Raw genomic sequence first — 24,965 nt, 5'->3', positions numbered from 1 at the left:
GGCGGGAGCCGATGCGGCGCGATTCCGGTCCGGCGATTGCGGCCGGCGCCGCCTTTGCAGAGGCGCGCGACAAGGACGCGATCGTGCTGGCGCTCGCCGCCGATCACGTGGTTCGCGACACGCCCGCTTTCGTCGCCGCCTGCCGCGAGGGGCTGGCCGCAGCGGAAGCCGGCCACATCGTGACGTTCGGCGTGCAGCCCGAACGCGCCGCCACCGAATATGGCTACATCAATCCTGGCGAGGTCATTTCCGGCAAGGTTCGCGCGGTCGCGAAATTCGTCGAGAAGCCGGATACGGCGACGGCGGCGGGTTATGTCGACGCCGGCTATCTCTGGAACAGCGGCAACTTCATGTTCCGCGCTGCGGTGCTGTCGGACGAATATCGCAAGGTCGATGCGGAAAGCGTCCAGGCTGTCGCCGATGCGGTGGCGAAGGCGGGCACCGATCTCGGCTTCGTCAAGCTCGATGAGGCCGCGTTCGGATCGGCGAAGTCGATCTCGATCGACTATGCGGTGATGGAAAAGACCGCGCGCACCGCCGTCGTGCCGGTGGCATGCGGCTGGTCCGATGTCGGCTCCTGGCATGCGGTGTGGGAACTGTCGGGCAAGGACGGGGAGGGCAATGCGGCACGCGGCGTGGCCGTGTTCGAGGATTCGCGCAACTGCAATGTCTCGACCGATCGCGCGCTGGTCGCGCTGGAAGGCGTCGACGATCTCGTGGTGGTCGCAACGCAAGATGCCGTGCTGGTCTCCCGGCAAAAGGACGCCAACGGGTTGAAGCGGCTGGTCGCGAAACTGAAGACGGTGGCGCCGCAGGTGACCGAAGACCACATCCGGGTGCACCGGCCCTGGGGCTCCTATCAGTCGGTCGACAATGGCGACCGCCATCAGGTCAAGCGCATCATCGTCAAACCGGGCGGGCGGTTGTCGTTGCAGAAGCATCATCACCGGTCCGAGCACTGGATCGTGGTACGCGGAGCGGCGCGGGTGACCGTCAACGAACTGGTCAAGACCGTGCACGAGAACGAATCGATCTACATCCCGATCGGCGCGGTGCACCGGCTGGAAAATCCCGGCAAGATCCAGCTCGAACTGATCGAGGTCCAGACCGGCAGCTATCTGGGCGAGGACGACATCATCCGCATCGAGGACGACTACAAGCGCAGTTGAGCAGGCCGTAGTTTTACCGGACCGGCGTTGTAACCGTTTGAATCAAAACGTGTCCGAAAACGAACGATCGCGTTCGCCACATCTGTGATGGCGTGCTAGAGAACCGCCGGGGACGCTACGGCGCAATCTGCCAGCATTCTACTTGGGGTCGACAAATCATGAGTTCCAACGGGTCCGCTGCCGACGCGAAGACCGATGCAAAACGCGGCCTGCGTGTAGGCGTCGTCGGCGCGGGCGTGATGGGCAGCAACCATGCCCGCGTGCTGGCCGGCCTGCCTGGCGTGATTCTGGTCGGCATTGTCGATCCGTTGCCGGAGCACCGTGCGCGCGCCACCGCGCTCGTCGGCTGCCGCGCCTTCGCCGAACTCGGCGAATTGTTCGACGAGGGCGTCGATGCCGTGACGATCGCGGCGCCGACCCATCTGCATCACGAGATTGCGCTTGCCTGCATCACCCGCAACATCCACCTCCTGGTCGAGAAGCCGGTCGCCTCGACGGTGGAAGAGGGGCGGGACATCGTCAATGCGGCGAAGAGCGCCGGCGTGACGCTGATGGTCGGCCATGTCGAGCGCTTCAACCCGGCGGTCGCCGCGATCAAGCAGGCGATCTCGGGCGAGGATATTCTGTCGATCGGCATCACCCGCGTCGGGCCGTTTCCGCCACGCATGTCCAATGTCGGCGTCGTGATCGATCTCGCTGTCCACGACATCGACCTGATCCGCTGGTTCACCGAATCCGATATCGTCGAGGTGCAGCCGCAGCTTTCCAGCGCCGTTGCCGAACGCGAGGATATCGCGCTGCTGCAATTCCGCACCGCCTCCGGCGTGCTCGCCCACATCAACACCAACTGGCTGACGCCATTCAAGGCGCGTAGCGTCACGGTCGCGACCCGCGGCAAATATGTGATGGGCGATCTGCTGACGCGGCAGGTGACCGAGTGCTTCGGCTTCAAGCCGGACGGCAGCTACTCGATGCGGCATCTGCCGGTCGGCCATGACGAGCCGCTGCGCGCCGAACTGATCGCATTCCTCGAGGCCGTCCGCACCGGCAATGTGCCGGCGGTATCCGGCGACGAGGGCGTCGCCAGTCTCGAGATCGCCATCCGCTGCCTCGAGCAGCCCGCCAAGCCCGCGGCCTCCGCCGCGCGCAAGGGACCGCGCCGCGTCGTCGGCTGAACCTCACTCTGATTCCTGCAAGGCTCCATGAACCAGCACATGCGCCCAGAACCCGTTCCCTTCTATGACCTCGGATCGCAGCGCCGGCGGCTCGGCACTTCGATCGATGAGGCGATGGCGCGGGTGACGAGCCATTGCCTGTTCATCAACGGTCCGGAGGTGGCCGTGCTGGAGAAGGCGCTGGCTGATTTCTGCGGCGCCAGGCATGTCGTGAGCTGCGCGAGCGGCACCGACGCGCTGCTGATGGTGCTGATGGCCAGGGAGGTCGGCCCGGGCGATGCCGTCTTCTGCCCATCATTCACGTATTGCGCGACCGGTGAAGCGGTGGCCCTGACCGGCGCGACGCCGGTGTTCGTCGATGTCGATGCGGCAACCTTCAACATCGATGCCGCTTCGCTCAAGCGTGGTATCGCGACGGCGAAGCAGCGCGGCCTGAAGCCGCGCGCCGTAATCCCCGTCGACCTGTTCGGCCAAAGCGCCGACCATGATGCGATCGCTGCGGTCGCGCAGGCCGAGGGCCTGTTCGTGCTCGATGACGCCGCGCAGGGGTTTGGCGCCAGCTACAAGGGCCGCCGGATCGGCTCGTTGGGACTTGCGACCGCGACCAGCTTCTTCCCCACCAAGCCGCTCGGCTGCTTCGGCGACGGCGGCGCCATCTTCACCGATGACGACGAGCTTGCCGAGACGCTGCGCAGCATCCGCGTCCACGGCCAGGGCGCCGACAAATACGACAATGTGCGCCTCGGCCTGACCGGACGTCTCGATACCCTGCAGGCGGCGGTCCTGATCGAGAAGCTGAAGATTTTCGAGGACGAGATCGCGGCACGCAACCGCGTCGCAGAGCGCTATGCCCGCGGTCTCGGCAATGTCGTGACGGTGCCGCGCCTGGCCTCCGGATGCAGATCGGTCTGGGCGCAGTATACCATCCGCCTCCCGAAGGGGACCGATCGTGACGGCTTTGCGGCAGCGCTGAAGGCGCAGGGCGTTCCGACCATGGTTTATTACACGAAATCGATGCATCAGCAGACGGCGTACCGGAATTATCCGGTTGCGGAGGGCGGGCTGCCGGTGAGCGAACAGCTCTCCAACGATGTCATCAGCCTGCCGATCCACGCCTATCTCGACGAGGCGGCGCAGGATCGCGTCATCGAGGCGGTGCGCGGCGCGCTTCAGGCATGATCCCGACCCGAAGGGCCGCGCAAGCGCAAAGTGGCCTTCCGGTTTTCGGACCGGATCATGCCTAAACGCTTAGCTGCCTGATTTCACCGTTTGACGAATATGCGCTAGAAGCGGCGCATGCTCGGACGCATTTTCACTGTCGGCGGATACACGCTGCTTTCGCGGCTGACCGGTTTCGTGCGCGACATCATGCTTGCCGCCATTCTCGGCGCAGGCCCCGTCGCGGACGCGTTTTTCGTGGCGCTGCGGCTGCCCAATCATTTTCGCGCGATCTTCGCCGAGGGCGCCTTCAACGCCGCCTTCGTGCCGGCCTATGCGCGCCTGCACGGCAAGGGTGAAGCGCCGGCGCGACTGTTCGCCGACCGCATCTTCACGCTGCTGTTTGCCGCCCAAGTGGTCCTGCTGGTCCTGGCCTGGGTGTTCATGCCGGAAGTGATCGCCATTCTCGCGCCGGGCTTCAAGGACGATCCGGCGCGAGGCGAACTGGCGATTTCGCTGACACGGATCACGTTTCCGTATCTCTTGCTGATCACGCTGGTGACGCTGTATGGCGGCATGCTCAACGTGATGCACCGCTTCGCCAGCGCCGCCGCGGCGCCAATCTTCCTCAATCTGGCGATGATGACAACGCTGGCGCTGGCCGCGTTCTTTCCGGGCGTGGGCTACGCCGCCGCCTGGGGCGTCCTGCTCGCCGGTATCCTCGAATTCCTGCTGCTGGCCGGTGATGCGACAAAGAGCGGGATCCTGCCGAAATTCGCAATCCCGAGGCTCGACGAAGACGTGCGCGCGTTCTTTCGGGCGCTCGGGCCTGCGACCGTCGGCTCGATGGGAACGCAGATCGCGCTGTTCGCCGATACCATCATCGCGACCTTTCTGCCGGCCGGCGCGCTTTCGGCGCTGTATTATGCGGACCGTCTCAACCAGTTGCCGATCGGCGTGATCGGGATCGCGATCGGCACCGTGCTGCTGCCGGAAATGTCGCGGCGTCTCAGTGCGAACGATGTCACCGGTGCGTCGGCCGCGCAGCGGCGGGCGTTCGAATTTTCGTTGCTGTTTTCGGTGCCGTTCGTTGCCGCCTTCCTGACTGTGCCTGACGTGATCATGCGCGCGATGTTTGCGCGTGGCGCGTTCTCGAAGGCGGATGCAATGGCTGCGGGCGCCACATTGGCCGCATACGCGATCGGGCTGATTCCATTCGTGACCATCCGCAGTGCGGTGGCGACCTTCTATGCGCGTCATGACACCGCGACGCCGGTCAAGGCGGCGCTGACCGGTGTTGCCGTCAATCTCGCGCTCAAGGTCGCCTTGATGGGCCCATTGGCGCAGATCGGGCTGGCGCTCGCCACCGCGATCGGGGCCTGGGTCAATCTGCTGCTCGTGCTGTTTTTCGCCGTGCGGGCGGGCTACCTCGAACTGGGGCGCGCCTGGATAATATCGCTCGCCAAGTTTGCCGCGGCCGGGATTGTGCTGGCCGCCGCGCTGTGGGGCACTGCCCGATTCGCCAGCTTCTATTTCGCGCAGATGCACGCCTTCCGCGACGAGACCGCGCTGCTGCTGCTGATTGCGGCCGGAGCCTTCGTCTACGGGGTCGCGATCCTGCTGCTGTTCGGGCGCGGGTGGATATTCGCGCTGGTTCGAGAACGTCGAGTCGGAAGCTAAGCTTCTGTGAATAAAAGGAATTTTTCCAGGGCGGCGATCTCGGGCCGCTGCTGTTGCCGCGCCTGCCGCCCCGAACGAAAGTCGTCCGCAACAGGGCCGGCAGGCAATGGCGGTCTGTTTCTCGCTGGTCCGAAGTGTCGGCGGCATCAACTTTTCTTGTTGTGCATGTGCGGAATAGCCGGCGGGCGGGCGTAGCGCCGTGGCCTAATGCGGTTTGCGCTGGCTCGCGAACCGCTGCAATATAGAACGCTTCCAGGTGCGTGATCCGCAAACGCGGATAGGGGTCTCTCCGAAAAGGATCATGCTCAAAAACAAAAGTAAGCGCGATGACGTTTCAAGTCATGACGCGCTAATGGAATTGGAGATACGATGGCAGCTCCCATCAAATTCGGAGTCGGCCAAAGCGTTCTTCGCAAGGAAGACGACGCGCTCATTCGCGGCAAGGGCCGCTATACCGACGACCATTCGCCACAGCAGGCGTTGCACGCGCTGATGCTGCGCTCGCCGCATGCGCATGCGAAATTCACCCTCAACGTCGCCAAGGCCCGCGGCATGCCGGGCGTGTCCTTGATTCTGACCGCGGCGGAGGTCGCCGATCTCGGCGATCTGCCGTGCCTCTTCAATCTGGAAACCGATCCCTTCACCGGACCGCCATACCCGATCCTCGCCAAGGACGAGGTGCGCCACGTCGGCGATGCCATCGCCTTCGTCGTCGCCGACACGATCGACCAGGCCCGCGACGCGATCGAGGCGATCGACGTCAAGTGGACGCCGCTTCCCTCCGTGGTCGGCGTCGTCAATGCCGTGAAGAAAGATGCGCCGCAGGTTTGGCCCGACAAGCCCGGCAACGTGCTGTTCGACGTGCCGGTCGGCGACAAGCAAGCAACCGATGCCGCCTTTGCAAAAGCGCACGCGGTCGCCGAAGTGTCGATCGTCAACCCGCGCGTCATCACCAACTTCATGGAAACCCGCGCGGCGGTCGCCGAGTACGACGCCAAGCGCGATCATCTGACGTTGACCATCGGCAGCCAGGGCAGCCATCGCCTGCGCGAAATCCTGTGCGGCATGGTGCTGAAGATGCCGATGGAGAAGATGCGGGTGATCTGCCCCGACGTCGGCGGCGGCTTTGGCACCAAGCTGTTTCCGTATCGGGAGTACGCGCTGATTTCCGTTGCCGCGAAAAAGCTGCGCAAGACCATCAAGTGGACCGCCGATCGCTCCGATCACTTCATGGGCGATGCGCAGGGCCGCGACAACGTTACCACCGCGAAGATGGCGCTGGCCGAGGACGGCAAATTCCTCGGAATGGACGTCGACCTGATGGGCGACATGGGCGCCTATCTCTCGACCTTCGGGCCGTACATCCCGCATGGCGGCGCCGGCATGCTGCCGGGTCTCTACGACATCCAGGCCTTCCACTGCCGCGTCCGCACCGTGTTCACCAACACCGTGCCGGTCGATGCCTATCGCGGCGCCGGCCGTCCTGAAGCGGCGTATGTTGTCGAACGTCTGGTCGATGCGGCGGCACGCAAGCTCGGCATGACGCCGGATGCCATCAGGCGCAAGAATTTCATTCCGCCGAAGGCGATGCCTTACAAGACCGCGACCGGCAAGGTCTACGATTCCGGTGACTTCACCGCGCACATGAAGCGCGCGATGGAAGTCGCGGGCTGGAAGGAGTTTCCCAAGCGCGCCAAGGCGGCGAAGAAGGCTGGCCTCGTACGCGGCATCGGCATGTCCTGCTATGTCGAGATCTGCGGCACCATGGGCGAGGAGACCGCCAATGTCGCGCTCGATCCCAACGGCGACATCAACATCCTGATCGGCACGCAGTCGAGCGGGCAGGGGCACCAGACGGCTTACGCGCAACTCGTTGCCGAGCAGTTCGGTGTGCCGCCGGAACGCGTCCATGTGCTGCAGGGCGACACCGACAAGATCGCGACCGGCCTCGGTACCGGCGGCTCGGCGTCGATCCCGACTGGCGGCGTCAGCGTCGAGCGCGCCACCCGCGAACTCGGCGTCAAGCTGAAGGAGATCGCAGCCGAAGCGCTGGAGACCAGCGCCGGCGACCTCGAGATCAGCAATGGCGTGGTGCGCATCGCGGGTACCGATCGCTCCATCAGCTTCGCTGACCTTGCGAAGCGTCCCGGCGTCGATCCCTCGAAACTGAATGCGAGCGCGACCTTTGCGCAGGCCGACGGCACCTATCCGAACGGCACGCATCTCGCGGAAGTCGAGATCGATCCCGCCACCGGCATCATCAAGATCGTCAACTACGTCATCGTCGACGATTTCGGCGTCACGCTCAATCCGCTGCTGCTTGCGGGACAGGTGCATGGCGGCGCGATGCAGGGAATCGGCCAGGCGTTGATGGAGCAGGCGGTCTACAGCGCAACCGACGGCCAGCTCGTTACCGGCACCTTCATGGACTATGCGGTGCCACGGGCTTCCGATGGCCCGTCATTCCATTTCGAAACGCACAACGTGCCGTGCACGACCAATCCACTCGGCGTCAAGGGCGCGGGCGAGGCGGGCGCGATCGGCTCCTGTCCCGCGGTGGTCAATGCGATCGTCGAGGGGTTGTGGCGCGAGTACAAGATCGACCACATCGATATGCCGGCTACCGCAGAACGGGTCTGGATCGCGATCCGCGAGGCGCAGAAGCGGCATAATCTCTGATATTTTGTCGCAGGCGGAATGATGCACTGCGTGCGGTGTTGACGAAACAGGCGGGCTCGCGGCGGTCGCGGGCCCGTGCTTTGAGCCAGCCAAGAAGGGGCAAGCGAATGAAGCGAATGTTGGTGGTCGCAGGGGCATTGCTGCTGAGCGTCGGTGCAGGCATCGCCCAGCAGGATGTAGCCAACCAGACTCAGACGACGATGAAGGCAACCGGAAGGGCCTTGGGTGCGGTCTTGAGTCCAATGGTCAAGGGCGAAAAGCCCTATGATCAAGCCGCCGTCACAACGGCCCTCGGCCAGCTGGAAGAGACGGCAAAGAAGCTGCCGACGATGTTTCCGGAGAGCATCAAGGGCGTGAAGATCGAAGGCGACTACAGTGCGTCGCCGAAGATCTGGGAAGACAAGGCCGGCTTCGCTGCGAAGATCGAAAACTACGCCAAGGCCGTGACCGAAGCCAAGGCGAAGATCAAGGATCTCGATTCGCTCAAGGCAAACGTGCCGGCCATCGGCAAGGAATGCAGCGCCTGCCACGAGACGTTCCGTCTCAAAATCTAGTTCGGATCAGAAAAAAGAGGGCGGCGCGTGAAGCGCTTCGCCCTCTTTTTTAACTGCCGCCTTTACTGCCGTCAGTCGGTGAATCTACTTGGTCACCTGACCGCGGATTTCGCCGCCCGGATTCGCCGCGGTGTGAATGTTGACATAGTACTTGCCGGCCACGAGGTCCGCGGCCTGCGCGTCGGTCAGCGTCGCGCTGCCTTCGACCGGGCTCGACGTCGCATTGGGGATGGCGACCGCGACGCCTGCATTCTTGCCGGCTTCGGCAGGCCCGTGGAAATGCGCTGCGGTGGCAGGGCCGGACAGCCCGGAATAGGAGAGCTTCCAGCTCAGCTTCTTGCTGGCGGGATCGTAGTCGATGTCGGCGGTACCGGTGGCCGCGCTGGTGTTGGGCGGCACCTGGGCCTTGCCGTCGAGCGTCGCCTTCATCTTGTCGGCAGAAGCGGGTCCGGCAAAAGCAATCGCCCCCAGCGCGAGCGTGACAAGCATGATTTTCTTGGACATGGTGGTTCTCCCTGTTGATACGAAAGCGGGCCGTGTCAGCCTCAAAACAACGACTTTCCGGATTTATTCCCCAAACGGCGGCAATGACACCAGCAATTTCGTGGAAGCTTACGGCGCGATGTGCGTTCATACTGCCATCGGATTGAGACTGCTGACGATGGATCGGTGAATGCTGCGACGAATTCTCTTCGGGCTGATAGTGATCGGCATCGCCGGCTTTGGCGTCTACTGGTGGCTGACGATTCCGGCGGTTGTCGCAGCGGCTTCGCTGCCGCCGCGGACACCAGATCTCGCCAACGGCCTTGCAACGTTCAATGCCGGCGGCTGTTCCTCCTGCCATGCCGTTCCCAACCAGCCCGACCGGCTGAAACTCGGCGGCGGGCTTGCAATGCCTTCGCCGTTCGGAACGTTTTACGTTCCCAACATCTCGTCCGATCCCACTTACGGTATCGGTCGGTGGAGCGAAGCGGATTTCGTGACTGCGGTGCTGAAGGGAACATCGCCGGATGGCGCGCATTATTTTCCGGCTTTTCCCTATGCGTCCTATCAGCATGCGACGGTCGAGGACGTCCGCGATCTCTTTGCCTATCTGAAGACGCTTGCGCCGGTGACCGGAAAACCCCGCGACCACGACGTGCCGTTTCCATTCAATATCCGCCGCAATGTCGGAATCTGGAAATGGCTGTTCATGGACGACAAGCTCATCACGGCGGACGCCTCGCGTTCTCCGTCATGGAATCGCGGCGCTTATCTCGTCAACGGCATGGGCCATTGCGCCGAGTGCCACAGCCCGCGCAACTTCCTCGGCGGCATCGTCGAGGCGCAGCGCTTTGCCGGCGGGCCCAATCCGGAGGGCGAGGGCTGGGTACCCAACATCACCCCGAAGCGATTGGCCGAGTGGAGCGCAAAGGACATCGCCTACTTCCTCGAGACCGGAGAAACGCCCGATGGCGACACCGCCGGCGGATCGATGGTGCGCGTGATCAAGAATACGTCGCAGTTGTCGCCGGAGGATCGCGCCGCGATTGCCGAATATGTGAAGTCGCTGCCCGCGGTCGAGGGACCGCCGCGGCCGAAGAAGAAGGAAGGCTGACGGCCTCGATGGAGGCGCGCCTCGCGCGCCGTCAGGGCGTCAGGGCTGCGGTGACCGGCTCGCGCCTCCAGGGCGTCAGGGCCGCGGTGACTGGTTCGCGCCTCTCCGGCAGTGAGGGCACGATGGTCAACGGCTTGTGTGGCACGAGTACGGGCGCGGCGGTCTTGCTCCGTTTCAAATCTGCGGCTCGCCTGGCGGCCGTGATGTCGGTCAGCGGGCGATCGAAATCGTTCACCGGGTACAGTACGAAACCGCGATCCAAATAGGCGGCGGCGAAGCGCGGGGAATATTGAATGCCCAAATTGTACGAGACGAAAGCCGGCATCGGCCCGAAACGGCCGATCGGAGCGGCCGCCGCTTCCTTTACCGCCGGCGCCGCGGAGGCCAGCGTGACCGTGCCGGTTGAAATCTCTCCATCGCGCGGGCCATGGGCCTCGTCTTGCGGGGTGTCGGGCAGCAGCGCCAAAACTTCCTGCGCACGGCCGGTGGCTTTATCGGTCAGCATTTCCGCGGCGCCAGGAGGGGGAGAAAAAAGTCCGAACAGGACGTAGCCGCCCACCAGCACCGCCGAAATAACCGAGGCCGCCATCGTGTTGGAGGCAAGCTTGTGCACCCTCTCGTAGGTGCGCGTTGTCTTCGTTTCGGGGGGCGGCTGCAGCGCAATGGCGAGCAGTTCATCGTAGGTCGCGCGCTGCTCGGCGTCGTTCAGGATATCGTAGGCGCGCACGAGCTCCCTGAACCGCAGTGCAGCATCAGGATTGTCGGGATTGATATCGGGATGCGTCGCCTTCGCGGCCTTGCGGAACGCCGTCCGCAAGCCCTCGGCGTCATCGCTCGGAAGCGCTCCGAGCAAATCGTACAGCGTCCCCATGGTGGTACTCGCAACTACTCCCCCCGGAACGTCCGCCGCCGCGGAACTCCCGATTGACGACGCCCCAGATAATGAAAAATATCAAGGCGGTAGAATGATCCTGTTATGGCAAAAGCGTGCCATGGTTAACGTCGTTAACGTGCATTGCGGTAAATCGGTGCCGTTTGGCGTAGCAGGAGTTGCTGAGGGCGCTCGGGGGCAACGTCGCACAAGGCCGTCTGACGGGCCGGCCGGCGCCGATCGGCGACCTCGACCGCCAGCCACTAGCCTAGTCGCCAAGCCTCGATATTCCGAGATCGTCGGCGACCTGATCCAGTGCGCGCAAAAGCGCCGGGGCGACGGGAATTCCGCCGTTCGTCCGCTTCATCCGCGTTTCATGGCTGCGTTCGCCGGGCACCCAGATGCGGTCGACGCCTGGGATGCGCTCGCTGTTGCGGAAATCGCGTACCAGCGCATCGACGCTCCGCTTGAAGAGGGCGACGTCACCGAAGGCTGCGATGTTGATCGCGGCGATTGCCTGCCCGGTGTTGGTGACGCTGTCGTCATCGTGGTTGAAGTCGATGACCTCGCGGCCCATCGCGGCGCCGCCGAGCGTGCCCGCGAGCAGGCCGATGATCATTGCAAGCCCGTAGCCCTTGTATCCGGCCTCCATGCCGCCGAGCGGCAGCAGCATGCCTTCGTCGGCACGTTTCGGGTCGGTCAGTGGCTGACCTTTGCGGTCGATCATCCAGCCTTGGGGCATGGTCTCGCCGCGCAGCGCCTTGGTCTTCACCTTGCCGTAGGCGGCGACCGTCGTCGCCATATCGAGTACGATCGGTCTTTCGTCGCCGGCCGGAATCGCCGCTGCGATCGGATTGGTCGACAGCAGCATGTCGAGGCCGCCCCAGGGCGGCAAATGGTTGGCATTGCCGACCGCGAAGTAGAGCCCGATCATGTCATGGGCGAGCGGCATCGTGGCGTAGAGCGAGGCGGGGCCGGCATGGTTTGAGAACTGCGAGTTGACCCAGCCGATGCCGGTGGCGCGCGCCTTCTCGATGGCCATCTCGGCCGCGCGCTTCATGACGAGGTGGCCCATGCCGTTGTCGCCGTTCAGCACGGCCGTGCTGGCGTGCTCGTGCACGACATGGATGTTCGGCCGGACGTTGAAGCCGCCGGCCTTGATCCGCCTGACATATTGCGGCAACCGGCTGACGCCATGCCCGTCCGACCCCTGCAGGTCGGCCGCCGCCATCAGCCCCGCGACCTCTGCGGCGTCGGTGTCCGGCAAGCCGACCGCGGTGAGCGCCTGCTGAATGAAGGCCATCAGCCGGTCAAAAGTAACTGACGTCTCGGACAGGACGGGCACTCCGCTAAGGCCCGCGGGCGCGGCGCGCCGGGGCGAAGTCGACTGCGATTTTTCGGACAGGGGGCCGCTGCTAGCCCGCGCCGAACGCCTTGAAGGTGATGATGGTGTGGGTGTCCTGGATGCCCGGGATCACCTGCACCTTCTCGTTGACGAAATGGCCGATGTCGGTGTCGTTGTCGACGTAGAACTTGACCAGCAGATCGTAGTCGCCGGCGGTGGAATAGATTTCCGAGGCGATCTCGGCCTCGGCGAGCGCATTGGCGACGGCGTAGGACTGGCCGAGCTTGCATTTGAACTGGACGAAGAAAGGAACCATCGCTGTCGTCTCCGAATAGATTGGCTCCAATAGGCCAAAAACCGCCGGTCATGGCAAGCCAGCTTGCTGCCCATGGCGGGGCGCGGTAGGACAGCCCATGGCCCCCGACACACCATTTGCGCGAGACCAGCGATGACGACGCCGATCGCCTTGACCATCGCCGGCTCCGATTCCTCTGGCGGTGCCGGCATCCAGGCCGACCTGAAGACGTTTGCTGCGCTCGGCGTCTACGGCGCCTCCGTGATTACGGCGCTGACGGCGCAGAACTCCCAGGGCGTCAGCGGCATCCATCAGGTGCCGGCTGAATTCGTCACCGCGCAGATCGACGCGGTGTTCTCCGATCTCGACGTCGGCGCGGTCAAGATCGGCATGGTGGCGCATCCGCCTGTTATCGATGCCATCGTCGCGGGACTTGCGCGCTGGTCGCCGAAGCATGTCGTGCTCGATCCCGTGATGGTCGCAACCTCGGGCGACCGGTTGCTCGCCGCGGAAGCGGTCGAGGCACTGCGGACAAAACTCATTCCGCTTGCATCGGTGATCACGCCCAACCTGCCGGAGGCTGCGGCGCTGCTCGATGAGGCCGTGGCAACGGACGAGGCCACCGTCGAGCAACAGGGCAGGCGTTTGCTCGGGCTGGGGTGCAAGGCGGTGCTGATCAAGGGCGGCCACGGGCAGGGCGCCGAGAGCATCGACTATCTGATTGGCGCGAACGGCGCGATCGCGCTCGCCGCACCGCGCGTGGCGACGAAGAACACCCATGGCACCGGCTGCTCACTGTCCTCGGCGATTGCGGCCGGGCTCGCGAAAGGCGAGGGCATGGAGACCGCCGTGCGCAATGCCAAGGCGTGGGTGACCGCCGCGATTGCAGCGGCGGACCGGTTCAGTGTCGGGCATGGCCACGGGCCGGTGCATCATTTTCACAAGTATTATTGAAGCTCTTTCGTCGTCCCTGCGAACGCAGGGACCCATACGCCGCGGCCCATGGGTTAAAGCAAGCGGCCAGCAGTCTCCAGCAATGACCTTCGGTGGTTATGGGTCCCTGCGTTCTCAGGGACGACGCCGGGATATCGCCGCCGCGATGTCGCTTGCCTGTCGCATCGCGCTGCTATCCGCAAATCACGGGGCGCGACATTGATTCTCGTGGGGCTATGGGCCGCGTGAAATAGTCATCGCCCTGTCACAGAAATCTGTCAGGGGACAGGCATGGGTAGTGACGGCTTGAGTGAAGAAAGCCCGGAGCGGCGCTTTCGTACCTTGTTCATCTCCGATGTCCATCTCGGGGCCCGCGGCTCGCAAGCCGATCGATTGCTCGACTTCCTCAAAAGCCACGACGCCGACACCATCTATCTGGTCGGCGACATCGTCGATGGCTGGGCGCTGAAGTCGAGCTGGCACTGGCCGCAATCGCACAACGATTTCGTGCAGAAGATGCTGCGCAAGGCCCGCAAGGGCGCCAAGGTCATCTACGTGCCGGGCAATCACGACGAATTCCTGCGCAACTATTACGGCACCCATTTCGGCGGCATCGACGTGGTGGAAAACACCATTCACGAGGGCGCCGACGGCAAGCGCTACCTCGTCATCCACGGCGACATCTTCGATCTCGTGGTGCAGAACGCACGCTGGCTCGCCCATCTCGGCGACAAGGCCTACGACTTCGCCATCCAGATGAACCGTCTCGTCAACTTCTTCCGCCGCCTGTTCGGCGTGCCCTATTGGTCGCTGTCGCAATGGGCGAAGCTGAAGGTCAAGAACGCCGTGAACTATATCGGCGCGTTCGAACAGACGCTGGCCGGCGAGGCGCGGCGGCACGGCGCCGATGGCGTGATCTGCGGCCACATTCACTACGCGACCATCCGCGACGAGCACGGCATCCGCTACATGAATTGCGGCGACTGGGTCGAGAGCTGCACCGCGCTCGCCGAGCATGAGGACGGAACGTTCGAGATCATCACCTGGACCGATCCGGTGCGAAGAGTGGCGCCGGTCCCCCGAGTCGCGGCGCGCGCTGCATGACGCATATCCTGGTCGCAACCGATGCGTGGCATCCCCAGGTCAACGGGGTGGTGCGCACGCTGACCGCGATGGCGGATGCGGCCGGGGGGCTTGGCGTCGAGGTGAGCTTCCTGACGCCGCAATCGTTTCGCACCTTTGCGATGCCGAGCTATCCCGACCTGCGGCTGGCGCTGCCGTATCCGGCAAAAATCGCGCGACTGATCAAAGCGGCTAAGCCCGACAGCATTCATATCGCGACCGAGGGCCCGATCGGGCTTCTGGTGCGGCGCTATTGCCGCAAGCATGGTCTGCCGTTCACCACGAGCTTTCATACCCGGTTTCCCGAATATGTCTCGGCGCGGTCGCCGATTCCGGAATCATGGGTGTGGAAGGCGCTGCGGTGGTTTCATCGGCCGAGCCGGGCGGTGATGGCGGCGACGCCGGCGCTGGCGGCGGAATTGCGCATGCGCGGTTTTCGCAACGTGGTGCTATGGTCGCGCGGCGTCGACACCTCGCTGTTCCATCCGCGCAGCACCGATCTCTGCCTGCCGATGCCGGTCTATCTCTGCGTCGGCCGGATCGCGGTGGAGAAGAATCTCGAAGCCTTCCTCGACCTCGATCTGCCCGGCACCAAACTCATCGTCGGTGACGGCCCGGCCCGGATGGCGCTGGAGCGGAAGTATCCTGATGCCGTGTTCCTCGGCGCAAGGCACGGCGAGGAACTGGCCGAAATCTACGCAGCCTCCGACATTTTCGTATTTCCCAGCAGGACCGACACGTTCGGCCTGGTGCTGCTGGAGGCGCTGGCCAGCGGCTTGCCGGTCGCGGCCTTTCCGGTCACCGGTCCGCGCGACGTGATCGGCTCGGCGCCGGTGGGTGTGCTGAGCGAGGATTTGCGGGCCGCCTGTCTGGAGGCGCTGCAGATATCGCGGGAAGATTGCGTCGAATTCGCTGCCGCCCATACCTGGCAGGCCTCCACGCGGGTTTTCATCGAGCATGCCATGAATTCTCGCCCCGTCGAATCGGAGGGTGAGGCGGCCGAATTTGTGGCGGAAGACCCGCATTTCGCCGCCTGATATCACCTGAATGCGTCTTGCCGGGCTATCCGCTGGCGCGATACAACATGCGCATGACGGAAAAAGCCTCAACGGCACCGGTCGGTGCCGCAGATATCGATGCGGCGGCGCGGGTAGTTGCCCCGTTCGCGGTGCGGACGCCGCTCTTGTCGTTCCCCGTTCTCAACGAGCGCGTCGGGACCAAGGTCTTTCTCAAGCCCGAAATGCTGCAGCGGACCGGATCGTTCAAGTTCCGTGGCGCCTTCAACAAGCTGGCCTCGATCCCGCAGGACAAGCGCGGCGGCGGGGTGGTCGCGTTCTCTTCCGGAAACCACGCCCAGGGCGTGGCGGCGGCGGCGCAGATCCTCAACATGCAGGCCACCATCGTGATGCCTGCGGACTCGCCGGTCACCAAGCGCGAGCGCACCAAGGGCTACGGCGCCGAGGTGGTGCTCTACGACCGCGACAAGGAGGACCGCGAAGCGATTGCCAACGGTATCGCCAGCAAGCGCGGCGCGACGCTGGTCCGCCCCTATGACGATCCCTTCGTGATCGCAGGCCAGGGCACCGCGGGCCGCGAGATCGCCGAGGACATGGCGGCGCTCGGGCTCAGCCCCGATATCGTGGTGGCCCCGGCGTCGGGCGGCGGACTGATCGCCGGCGTCGCGACCGCGGTGAAGTCGAAATTTCCGCAAGCGCAGGTGATCGTCGCCGAACCGAAGGACTATGACGATCACGGCCTGTCGCTGCGCGCCGGCCATCGCGAGGCCCATCACGCCGCCGGCCGCACCATTTGCGATGCGCTGATGGCGGCGATGCCGGGCGAGCTTACCTTCTCGATCAACAGCAAGCTGCTGGCGAATGGCGTGACGGCGTCTGACGAGGAAGTCGGTGCGGCGGTGGCTTATGCCTATCGCGAATTGAAACTGGTGGTCGAGCCCGGCGGCGCCGTCGGCCTTGCCGCGCTGCTCGCCGGCCGCATCGACGCCAAGGGCAAGAACGTCGTCATCGTGCTGTCCGGCGGCAATGTCGATGCGGACCTGTTCGCCAAACTGGTCGCCTGATCAGGCTCTCTTAAAATTTAGATCCGGGCAGCGCGTGTGCGCTGCCCGGATTTTTCATTGCGCACGAATGGTTTGCGTTAGCGCCTGAAGCCGCCGCCGCCCATTCTGCCGAACGAGCCCCCACCGAACGAACCGCCGCCGAACGAGCTGCGGGACGGACCTGCGGCGAAGCGGTTGAAATTCCCGCCGCCCATGCCGCCGCCGTTGAAATGCCGCGGCGCGGTTTTCATCATGGGCCGGGAGGTCATCATGGGCTTGCTGGCGAACCGCGTCGGACCGCGGTTGAACCGGCCGGGCGAGGTGGCGATCTTGCCGGCATTGCCGGTGTTGTTGACGGAGCCCGGCTTGAATTTGCCGGGCAGGGTCGTGACCTTGCCCATGTTGCCGTTGATGTTGCCGCCATTGACCGGGTTCATGCCCTTGGCGGGAAGCGTGACGATCTTCGAGGGCATCTGGCCGTGGCCGAAATTGCCACCAAGGTTGGCCTTGGAGATGCCAAGGGTGGACACGTTGCCGATATGGCCCGGCTTGAACGTCGGCGACTGCTTCGCCAGATGCGTGAAGTGCATCATCGGTACGGCTTTCGGCGCTGCCTGCAGCCTCAGCGCGGACCTGGCGTAGGGACTGCTCGAATAATTGTCATAGAAGGCTTTGTAGGCGAACGGTGAGTTGGCGATAACGGCCTTGTGCCACGCCGTCGCCACCCGAAGGTTGCCGAGCAGCAGGCGGACGTGGTCGCACAGCGGATCGTGCGGGTAGAGGCGGATGAACTCTTCATAATATTCGGGCGAGCCTTCAGACAGCACGTAGTCGTAAGCCTGGCGCGCCGAGCGCGACGGCAGGTTCGACGCGACCTGCATGATCGGGCGGCGATCCGGCGTGCGGCCTGCGGCAACCGCCGTGTCGCCGAAGAAATAGAAGTCGCTTGTCAGCGAGGAGCTTTCCCACGGTGTCTGCTTGCCGGAGGTGGTGTTGTTCACCTCGAGCCGGACGCGCTTGAACAATTGCTCGATCGGCAGGTTCGGCTCGCGTGCGATATCGAGAAACGCTCTCGTGTACGGGCTGTGCTTGCCGTCGCCATCCTGCGCCTCCATTCCGGGCGCGGTGGAGTAGCCGACGATCGAGCCGCGCGGCGCATCGACGATGGCGAGGCCACGCCCGGCGTCATTGACCTCCGGGAAGGGATTGTTGCGGCAGGCGTCGAGCACCACGATGCGCATCCGGCTCTGGATCGATTCCAGCGTGCCCATCAGGTCGACCAGCCGCAGCGAGTTGCCATCGAGATCGGACGGCGCAGAGATTCTGGCATCGACCGGCAGCAGATAGTTCTCGCCGGCCACCTGCACGCCGTGGCCAGCATAGTAGACCATGGCGACCGCGCCCGGGCCGCGCTCGGCGACCTTGTTGGAGAAGTCCTGCACCACCCTGACCATGTCGCTGCGCGTCAGGTCGGTCGCCTGGGTGACCTCGAAGCCCGCCGAGTTCAGGAGCTGCGCGATCGATTGCGCGTCGTTGCCGGGATTGGCGAGCTTTGGCGCGGTCTGGTAATTCGAATTGCCGATCACCAGCGCGACGCGCTGGTCGGTCAGCGGTCCCTGCATGCCGTTGCGGATGTTGACGTTCGGCGCTTCGGCGAAAGCCGCACCAGCGAAGCTCAACAGGCCTGCCAGCAGGCTGGCGCCCAATAGCAATGGCTTGAAACGGGACATGGCTGCCTCCTCGGGCAGACCTCGTTGCGAGGTTTGCTGCCGGGACGCTAAGTCAGGTCCGGGCCGCCGTACGTGATCGCGGTCACGGTTGCAGGTGGAGGCGCCGTCGCTCTTGCCGCGGTTCGATGCGGCTGACAATCTCGGGTCGCCTGGAGCATGATCCGGAAAAGTGTGTAGCGGTTTTCCGAAAGGATCATGCTCAAACAAAAAGATAAAGCGGGATGACGATTCGAAGAAAAGTCATCACGCTTTAGAGGTCGAAGGAACCCAACATGGGCTTCGGGCTGAAGACCACCACGGGAATCATCGCGGCGGTGCTGGTCACGGCGGCGCTGGCCCAGTTGAGCAAGGTGTTCGCGCCGCTCGCGGCGGCGCTGTTCATCATCGCCATCGTGTGGCCGATCCAGAAGCGGTTACAGTCCTTCATGCCGAGGCTTGTCGCGCTCGCGATCACGGTCGTTGCGACGGTTGCGGTCTGTCTCGGGGTTACTTCGCTCGCGGCCTGGGGATTTGGCCGTGTCGGCCGATCGCTGGTCAACGATCTGCCGCGCTACCAGGCCCTCTATTCGGCGGTGGTGACATGGCTCGACGGCCACGGCATCTCGGTCGCCGGGCTCTGGGCCGAACATTTCAACGTCGGCTGGCTGCTACGTGCGACGCAGCAGGTGACGACCCGCGTCAATACCACGCTCACCTTCTGGGTGATCGCGCTGGTTTACGTCATGCTCGGGCTTCTCGAAGTCGAGAATATCAGGCGAAACATAGAGCGGTTGGACAACAAGACCGCAGCCCGCGTGCTGCTCGACGGCAGCGCGGCGACGGCAGCGAAATTCCGAAGGTACCTGCTGGTGCGAACGAAGATGAGTGCGATCACCGGCCTGTTGGTCGGCGCATTTGCGTGGGTAGCCGGATTGCCGTTCGCATTGGAGTGGGGCGTGATTGCCTTCGTGCTCAACTATATCCCGTTCATCGGCCCGTTCATCGCGACGCTGTTTCCGACCCTGCTGGCAATGACGCAGTTCGAGAGCTGGCCGGCGGTGCTCGGCGTCTTCGTCTGTCTGAACGTCATCCAGTTCGCGGTCGGCAGCTACATCGAGCCGCGGGTGGCCGGCTCCATGTTGTCGATTTCACCTGTCGTCGTGCTGTTCGCGATCTTCTTCTGGACGTTCCTGTGGGGCCTGTTCGGCACCTTCATCGGCGTGCCGATCACGCTCGCCATTCTGACCTTCTGCGCCGCGCATCCGTCGAGCCGCTGGGTCGCCGATCTGTTCGGTGGACCGGATCAGGCAAAGCCGGGCAAGCTGTAGGACGTAATGAGCCGGCCTGACGGGTGACCTCCACCGAGCTCAACAAATCGGTCCTCTATCGTGCGACGAACTCACAATCGCCCCAGGACTGGCGCGCTCCCGCCTCGCTTCTGTCAAATCAGGTTGGCCTGTTCCGTCGACAAGAAGAACCGCTGGGTGGAGTCACCAGATGTTATACTCGCAAAGTCCACCACTCGCGGAGCAGCAGTGGCCGAGCGCCGAAGAAACTTCGTCGGGCGGGCTTGGGCGCGATCTGGACGTCCGATCCGATCGGCGTATGGGTAGACGACGCATGAAGCCGTCGGTCGATTCTTCTCATTCCTACCGCTTCGGGGAGGGGCCGGTGATGAGCGGTCGGCCGTCGATCGGCAGGCGAATGGTTCGCAGCCTTGTCCGGTTTTTCATTACGGTTCTCATCGGTGTCGGCGCCACGCTTGGCTGGCAGTCCTATGGTGATGTAGCAAGGGAGATGGCGGCAGCCCGGGCTCCGGCGCTAGCCTGGTTGTTACCCACTTCGACGGCGAAGTCCCCGGTAGCGGCAGCAACTTCCCCTGGTCCGGTGCAACTTGAGCCGCTGGCGTCGAATCTCGATGCCGTGCGGCGCAGCGTAGAACAACTCACGTCCAAGCAGGAACAGATCGCCCAGAACATGGCGGCGCTGCGGGCTGCTCAGGAGGACATCAGACAAAAGATGTCGCCTACGCCTTCGTCCCCGGCCCAGCAGGCGGCCTCCACCCCGCAGCCCAACACACCGCAACCCAGGGCACAGTCATCGGCTGCGCAGCCATCGTCGGTGCCGCGCCCTTCGTCTTCCACGGGAACGCTTTCGGATCGCGATCGGCGAAACTGACGATCGCCTTTCCATTTGGTGCCGGCTTGGCGAACGGGGCCAGGGAAACTGCCGGCGGTATCGGGAAATGTGCCGCGGCGGAGGCTAGTCTTTCATGCCCTGGGCGATTTTCTCGCCGGCAATCTCCACGCGCTCCGGCGGCAGCAGATCAAGCCGTCCATCCGGGCCAGAAGCCAGCGTGTGAATGTAGAAATGCGTGGCCGCATCATCGGTCACGTTCATCACGGGCGAGGGCGCGGAGATGATCTTCAGCGAACCGCAGGCGCCGATCCAGTCGATGTGACGGTGACCGTGCATCACCACGGCGCGACCGGCCAGCGCGCCCAGCCTGCGCACGAACCAGCTGCCGTTGATCAAGGCCGTTCCGATGCGTTCGGAGAATGCTTTCACTGGCATAGGATACTCCACGACGTGGTGGTGCAGCGCGACGATCCAGCGTGTTGCCGGATAATGCCGGATCGCCGCCTCGAGGCGATACGTCTGTTCGACCGACACCAGCCCGAGCGCATTGGTGAAGGAAAAATGAGTCTCTGCGTTGGAGTTCAGGATGGCTATCCCGAGGCCGTCTTCCACCTCGGGCGGGACGATCATCGGAAACACGTCATCGAACACGCCGCGCAGTACCGCGGAACGGCGCAGTCCGCCGGACTGTGCGAGCGCCACGATCGCATCGCGCTTCGGCGCCAGCGCGGCACTCAGCGTCGCGGCCGGTTTTCCCTTGGCATCGACCACGCGGACCCGATCACCTTGCATGGCCGCCATCGCCGACAAGGTGCGGATCTGCCGTAACCGCTTGTTCGGGCTGAACGGCAGATCGAGCCGTGCCGGATTGGCGCGGTCGACGATGTTGACGTCGTGATTGCCCGGCAAGATGACCGTGCGAGCGGCAAGCTCCGGATGACGCGCCATGGCGTCGAGAAATACGGCCCATTCGCTGGCGCGGCCGGCGTCGGTCATATCGCCGCTGATGAGAATGTGGTCGAGCGGATCGGCCGCATGAATGTCGGCGAGACGCGTCAGGACGCGCGCGAGCCGGTCATTGCCGCGCGGGCCCGCTCGTCCGCTTTCGATGCGGAAGCCGTATTGTTCACTGATCACGTGAAGGTCCGACAGATGCGCAACGCGCCAGCGCCGCGTTCCGGCGGAGGCGCTATCGAATGCGGCAAGGTCGACGGGCTGGGGCATGCTGGCATCCGCAAATCCCCATATCAGCGACGCGACCGCCAGATATCCGGACACCAGCAGAACCGCATTTGCCAACGTCGGCACGACGAGGCGGTGCAGCAGGACCAGGTCGTTCCAGCCGCCGGTCCAGCGCGAGGCGGGCCAGGCCAGCGTCGCAATCAGCACTGCGCATGCGGACAGCACGATGGCGGCCCCAACCGAATTGGCGCTGCGCAGCCTCGCGCGGCCGGTGACGGTCAGCTTCCTGCTCCAGATCCGCTCCGTCAGGTGGCGCAGCGCTTCGCGGGTGAAGGCGTAGCCGGGCTGCACGGCGAGCGCGTTGAGCGACCAGAAATTGTTCTCGGCGATCCGGAACAGCGGTCGCCATCCGATCCATCCTATTGCTGCGATCGCGAGCAAGACGAGAGCCGTGCCGATCCCGGTCAGCGTGGCGAGCTTCTCCGTCAGGGTTGAGAGCCAGGCGGAGACCAGCAATGGCACGAGGCCCAGCAGCACCGCCGGCAACAGCAGCAGCACCGTCCAGGCAAACAGCAGCTTCGGCAAGCTGATTTCGACCAGCAGGCTGCCGGCGATGGCGAGCAGGGAGCGCTGCCCGGGACTGGCGGCATCGTCCTCGATATCGCCGTGGCGCGGATCGATCAGCATGCCTGTCCCGGGGCTGGCGAGCTTCAGTTTCTCCGCTTAGGCGGCGTTTGTCTTGGGCGCTGCCGGATCAGTGCTCGTCTTTGCCAGTGCGTCGCGGAGTTGCTGTTCCTTGCTGTCGTCAAGGGATGTCTTGAGCACGGTGCCTCCCGCGTCCTTGATCTCGCGCAGCACCTTGTCCGGCGTCATGTTCTTGATCAGCACGAACAGCGCGGCATTGCCCGGCTGCATGCTCTTGGAGAGATCCTTCATGAAGGTGTCATCGATGCCGTAATCCGACAGCGCGCCGCCGAGCGCTCCCGAAGCCGCGCCGAGCGCAACACCAAGCAGGGGATTGAGGAAGATCACCCCGATCAGCAGCCCCCAGAAGCTGCCCGATGCGGCGCCGATTGCTGTCGTATTGACAAGCTGGTTCAGCTTGATGGGGCCGGCTTCGGTCTTCACCGCGATCACGGCATCGCTGATCGTGATTAGATATTCCTTCTGCAGCTTGAACAGACGCTGCCGTACCTCTTCAGCCTTTGCTTCGGATGGATAGACGATCGCGACTAGATCTGACATCTTCGTATCCTCCCACTCGATGTGAACATGACGTAGGCCGCACAGGGCGCATTGACCGGTCGACACTCCTCAAAGCGTTGCCGTCGCAGCGGAGGGCTTCCGTTGCGTCCGATGGCAAATGTCGACGGCGGCGAGACCATCCCGAGCGGCGGAATGAACAGCGGCCGTGCGGCACGGGCGCCACCGTATCACAACTCGGAAGTGAACGGATCACGGTTCGCTGATCGGCACTCGGACGATGTCCATAACCAAATTCGCTCTTAATTCGCCGGACGGTTCCTGCATGCGACGCAGCGTCTAAGCATCGACAGCGTCAGGCGATTTGTCACAAAATGTTGCAGGCAAACGCACGTGTCGCAAACCGTCTTTCAGGTTGTATTGTTGACTAAATATACACTTGGGCGTTACGGTCCGTCCAATTGGCAAGAAAGCTGAAGCGATCTATGATGGTCGCTTGTTAGCATGTAATGCGTGTTGCCGAACGGCTCGACAGTCCGCGATCAGGATCGTTCGAACCGGGTGGAGGAGTCCGATGGACATGCCTTCGATCTCGGAACAATCAGACCGGCCATACATTTCGACAGGTCACCTGCCTGAGCCAGAGATGGTGCAGAGGCTGGTGTCCGACGCCCACCGACGGTTCAAGTCGAATGAAGAGGGCCACAACTCTCAGGTCTATCCGGCGCTCGCGAGGGTTCCCAGGGAGCTGTTTGGGGTGTGCGTGGTCGGGACCAACGGGCGTATCTACGAGGCCGGCGAGACCGAATACAAGTTCTCGATCATGAGCGTATCGAAGCCGTTCGTGTTTGCGCTGGTGTGCGAGACGATCGGCCCGGAGGAGGCGCGCGCGAGGCTTGGCGCGAACGCCACCGGACTGCCGTTCAATTCGCTGGCCGCCATCGAGCAGGGCGGAGGCCGCACCAACCCGATGGTGAATGCGGGCGCGATCGCAACGACGAGCCTGGTGCCGGGCCTGACGGCGGAAGGCCAATGGCAATTCATTCACGACGGGTTGTCGCGGTTTGCCGGGCGCAAGCTCACGCTCAATGAAGAGGTGTACACCTCGGCCTCGCAAACCAACTATCGCAACCGCAGTATCGCCCGGCTGTTGCAGAGCTACGACCGCATCTATTGCGACGCCAAGCAGGCGACGGACCTCTATACCAAGCAGTGCTCGCTGAATGTGAGCGCGCGCGACCTGGCGATCATGGGCGCGACGCTGGCGGACGGCGGCGTCAACCCCGTTACCCGCCAGCGCGTGGTGGATGCTGCAGTCTGCCACTATGCGCTGACCGTGATGATAACGGCCGGATTGTACGAGACCTCAGGCGACTGGCTTTACGACATCGGCTTGCCCGGCAAGAGCGGGATCGGTGGTGGCATCGTCGCGGTCTCTCCGGGCAAGGGCGGCTTCGGCACCTTCGCGCCGCCGCTCGACGCGGCCGGAAACAGCATCAAGGGTCAACTCGCGGCGAAATACCTGTCACAGCGGCTGGGAATGGATTTGTTCGTGTCGCAACCGGAAAACTGAAGCAGATGCAAAGCAGGGCTTGATCGAGCCGATGGCTCGATCCGGATCCGAGAAACTCGGGAGGGCACCATGGCGACGAACTCGATCTCGATCGGAGCAATCCGGGAAGGAGCGCGGGAGTCCTGGGTGCCGATGATCGCAATCGCGCTCGGCCAGATGATCATGTCCTTCAACGTCGCTTCGCTCCCGGTTGCGCTCGGCGGGATGGTCAATAGCTTTGGCGTTCCGCCGACCACCGTCGCCTCCGGCATCGTGGCCTATTCGATGCTGGTCGCCGGCTTCGTCATGCTCGGCGCCAAGCTCGCGCAGCGGTTCGGCGCGCTGCAGGTGTTCCGCCTTGCGGTGGTCCTGTTCGGCGCGTCGCAGGTATTGATGACGTTCAGCCCGACGGCAACGCTGATGATCACGGCGCAGGCGCTGTGCGGCGCGGCGGGTGCGGTGATCGTGCCATCGCTGGTGGCGCTGATCGCCGAGAATTACACGGGGCGGCAGCAGGCGACGGCGGTCGGCGCGCTCGGCTCG

The 24,965-nt window shown here is 63.9% G+C and carries 22 protein-coding genes; 15 read left to right on the top strand and 7 right to left on the bottom strand.

The genetic code is table 11. The features are described 5' to 3' along the window. The 6 genes from CQ12_RS17930 to CQ12_RS17905 all read left to right on the top strand — a co-directional run. A partial coding sequence (locus CQ12_RS17930) for a mannose-1-phosphate guanylyltransferase/mannose-6-phosphate isomerase (protein WP_245309977.1) occupies positions 1-1,169 on the top strand: 1,169 nt, incomplete at its 5' end. Between the two features lie 158 nt (positions 1,170-1,327). Then, positions 1,328-2,344: a Gfo/Idh/MocA family protein gene (locus tag CQ12_RS17925; protein WP_057836631.1), complete on the top strand. Its 1,017-nt coding sequence runs from the start codon at positions 1,328-1,330 to the stop codon at positions 2,342-2,344. Positions 2,345-2,371: 27 nt separating this feature from the next. Then, the gene (locus tag CQ12_RS17920; RefSeq protein WP_057836630.1) at positions 2,372-3,523 is read left to right on the top strand and encodes a DegT/DnrJ/EryC1/StrS family aminotransferase; all 1,152 of its coding nucleotides are present in this window, start codon (positions 2,372-2,374) and stop codon (positions 3,521-3,523) included. 117 nt (positions 3,524-3,640) lie between these two features. Then, entirely contained in the window at positions 3,641-5,182 is a 1,542-nt protein-coding gene (murJ, locus tag CQ12_RS17915; RefSeq protein ID WP_057836629.1) for a murein biosynthesis integral membrane protein MurJ, read from the top strand. A 369-nt stretch (positions 5,183-5,551) separates the two neighbouring features. Further along, the gene (locus CQ12_RS17910; RefSeq protein WP_057836628.1) at positions 5,552-7,861 is read left to right on the top strand and encodes a xanthine dehydrogenase family protein molybdopterin-binding subunit; all 2,310 of its coding nucleotides are present in this window, start codon (positions 5,552-5,554) and stop codon (positions 7,859-7,861) included. Positions 7,862-7,968: 107 nt separating this feature from the next. After that, the gene (locus CQ12_RS17905) at positions 7,969-8,415 is read left to right on the top strand and encodes a c-type cytochrome (protein WP_057836627.1); all 447 of its coding nucleotides are present in this window, start codon (positions 7,969-7,971) and stop codon (positions 8,413-8,415) included. 84 nt (positions 8,416-8,499) lie between these two features. Here CQ12_RS17905 and CQ12_RS17900 read toward each other — a convergent pair whose 3' ends face one another. Continuing rightward, complete coding sequence (locus CQ12_RS17900; protein ID WP_057836626.1) at positions 8,500-8,919, bottom strand: CHRD domain-containing protein; 420 nt, start codon at positions 8,917-8,919, stop codon at positions 8,500-8,502. A 169-nt stretch (positions 8,920-9,088) separates the two neighbouring features. On the opposite strand from CQ12_RS17900, the gene CQ12_RS17895 reads away from it, so the two are divergent. Next, positions 9,089-10,012, top strand: a complete 924-nt coding sequence (locus tag CQ12_RS17895; protein WP_057836625.1) for a c-type cytochrome — start codon at positions 9,089-9,091, stop codon at positions 10,010-10,012. Positions 10,013-10,043: 31 nt separating this feature from the next. Here the strand turns inward: CQ12_RS17895 and CQ12_RS17890 are convergent, their stop codons facing one another. The 3 genes from CQ12_RS17890 to CQ12_RS17880 form a co-directional block, all read right to left on the bottom strand. Then, positions 10,044-10,883, bottom strand: coding sequence for a J domain-containing protein (locus CQ12_RS17890; RefSeq protein ID WP_057836624.1), 840 nt, complete (start codon positions 10,881-10,883; stop codon positions 10,044-10,046). Positions 10,884-11,151: 268 nt separating this feature from the next. Beyond that, entirely contained in the window at positions 11,152-12,228 is a 1,077-nt protein-coding gene (locus tag CQ12_RS17885) for an Ldh family oxidoreductase (RefSeq protein WP_245309976.1), read from the bottom strand. Between the two features lie 70 nt (positions 12,229-12,298). Beyond that, on the bottom strand, positions 12,299-12,544 hold the full coding sequence (locus CQ12_RS17880; RefSeq protein WP_057836637.1) for an Lrp/AsnC ligand binding domain-containing protein: 246 nt from the start codon (positions 12,542-12,544) through the stop codon (positions 12,299-12,301). Positions 12,545-12,676: 132 nt separating this feature from the next. Between CQ12_RS17880 and thiD the strand changes: the two genes are divergently transcribed. From thiD to CQ12_RS17860, 4 genes are all read left to right on the top strand, one after another. Beyond that, positions 12,677-13,477, top strand: a complete 801-nt coding sequence (gene thiD, locus CQ12_RS17875; protein WP_057836622.1) for a bifunctional hydroxymethylpyrimidine kinase/phosphomethylpyrimidine kinase — start codon at positions 12,677-12,679, stop codon at positions 13,475-13,477. A 270-nt stretch (positions 13,478-13,747) separates the two neighbouring features. Further along, positions 13,748-14,560, top strand: coding sequence for a UDP-2,3-diacylglucosamine diphosphatase (locus CQ12_RS17870; protein WP_057836621.1), 813 nt, complete (start codon positions 13,748-13,750; stop codon positions 14,558-14,560). Further along, positions 14,557-15,615 (top strand): glycosyltransferase family 4 protein, encoded by a 1,059-nt coding sequence (locus CQ12_RS17865; RefSeq protein WP_057836620.1) that lies wholly within the window; start codon positions 14,557-14,559, stop codon positions 15,613-15,615. The genes CQ12_RS17870 and CQ12_RS17865 overlap by 4 nt, the downstream gene beginning before the upstream one ends. A gap of 53 nt (positions 15,616-15,668) precedes the next feature. Continuing rightward, the gene (locus CQ12_RS17860; protein ID WP_057836636.1) at positions 15,669-16,658 is read left to right on the top strand and encodes a threonine ammonia-lyase; all 990 of its coding nucleotides are present in this window, start codon (positions 15,669-15,671) and stop codon (positions 16,656-16,658) included. A gap of 77 nt (positions 16,659-16,735) precedes the next feature. Here the strand turns inward: CQ12_RS17860 and CQ12_RS17855 are convergent, their stop codons facing one another. Beyond that, positions 16,736-18,367, bottom strand: coding sequence for a caspase family protein (locus CQ12_RS17855; protein ID WP_057836619.1), 1,632 nt, complete (start codon positions 18,365-18,367; stop codon positions 16,736-16,738). 272 nt (positions 18,368-18,639) lie between these two features. On the opposite strand from CQ12_RS17855, the gene CQ12_RS17850 reads away from it, so the two are divergent. Beyond that, positions 18,640-19,674 (top strand): AI-2E family transporter, encoded by a 1,035-nt coding sequence (locus CQ12_RS17850; protein ID WP_057836618.1) that lies wholly within the window; start codon positions 18,640-18,642, stop codon positions 19,672-19,674. A gap of 292 nt (positions 19,675-19,966) precedes the next feature. After that, on the top strand, positions 19,967-20,524 hold the full coding sequence (locus CQ12_RS17845; RefSeq protein ID WP_157088284.1) for a type 2 periplasmic-binding domain-containing protein: 558 nt from the start codon (positions 19,967-19,969) through the stop codon (positions 20,522-20,524). A gap of 84 nt (positions 20,525-20,608) precedes the next feature. On the opposite strand, the gene CQ12_RS17840 is transcribed toward CQ12_RS17845, so the two are convergent. Together CQ12_RS17840 and CQ12_RS17835 are read right to left on the bottom strand one after the other, a co-directional pair. Beyond that, entirely contained in the window at positions 20,609-22,354 is a 1,746-nt protein-coding gene (locus tag CQ12_RS17840; RefSeq protein ID WP_057836616.1) for a metallophosphoesterase, read from the bottom strand. 36 nt (positions 22,355-22,390) lie between these two features. Continuing rightward, positions 22,391-22,912, bottom strand: coding sequence for a DUF1269 domain-containing protein (locus CQ12_RS17835; RefSeq protein WP_057836615.1), 522 nt, complete (start codon positions 22,910-22,912; stop codon positions 22,391-22,393). Positions 22,913-23,450: 538 nt separating this feature from the next. Between CQ12_RS17835 and glsA the strand changes: the two genes are divergently transcribed. Together glsA and CQ12_RS17825 are read left to right on the top strand one after the other, a co-directional pair. Beyond that, positions 23,451-24,443: a glutaminase A gene (gene glsA / locus CQ12_RS17830; protein ID WP_057836635.1), complete on the top strand. Its 993-nt coding sequence runs from the start codon at positions 23,451-23,453 to the stop codon at positions 24,441-24,443. Between the two features lie 69 nt (positions 24,444-24,512). Beyond that, on the top strand, positions 24,513-24,965 hold a 453-nt coding region (locus CQ12_RS17825), incomplete at its 3' end, for an MFS transporter (RefSeq protein ID WP_245309975.1).

Origin of the sequence: Bradyrhizobium jicamae, assembly GCF_001440395.1 — a bacterium.
Classification (GTDB): Bacteria; Pseudomonadota; Alphaproteobacteria; order Rhizobiales; family Xanthobacteraceae; genus Bradyrhizobium; species Bradyrhizobium jicamae.
This window is presented reverse-complemented; position numbering and strand designations above follow the sequence as displayed.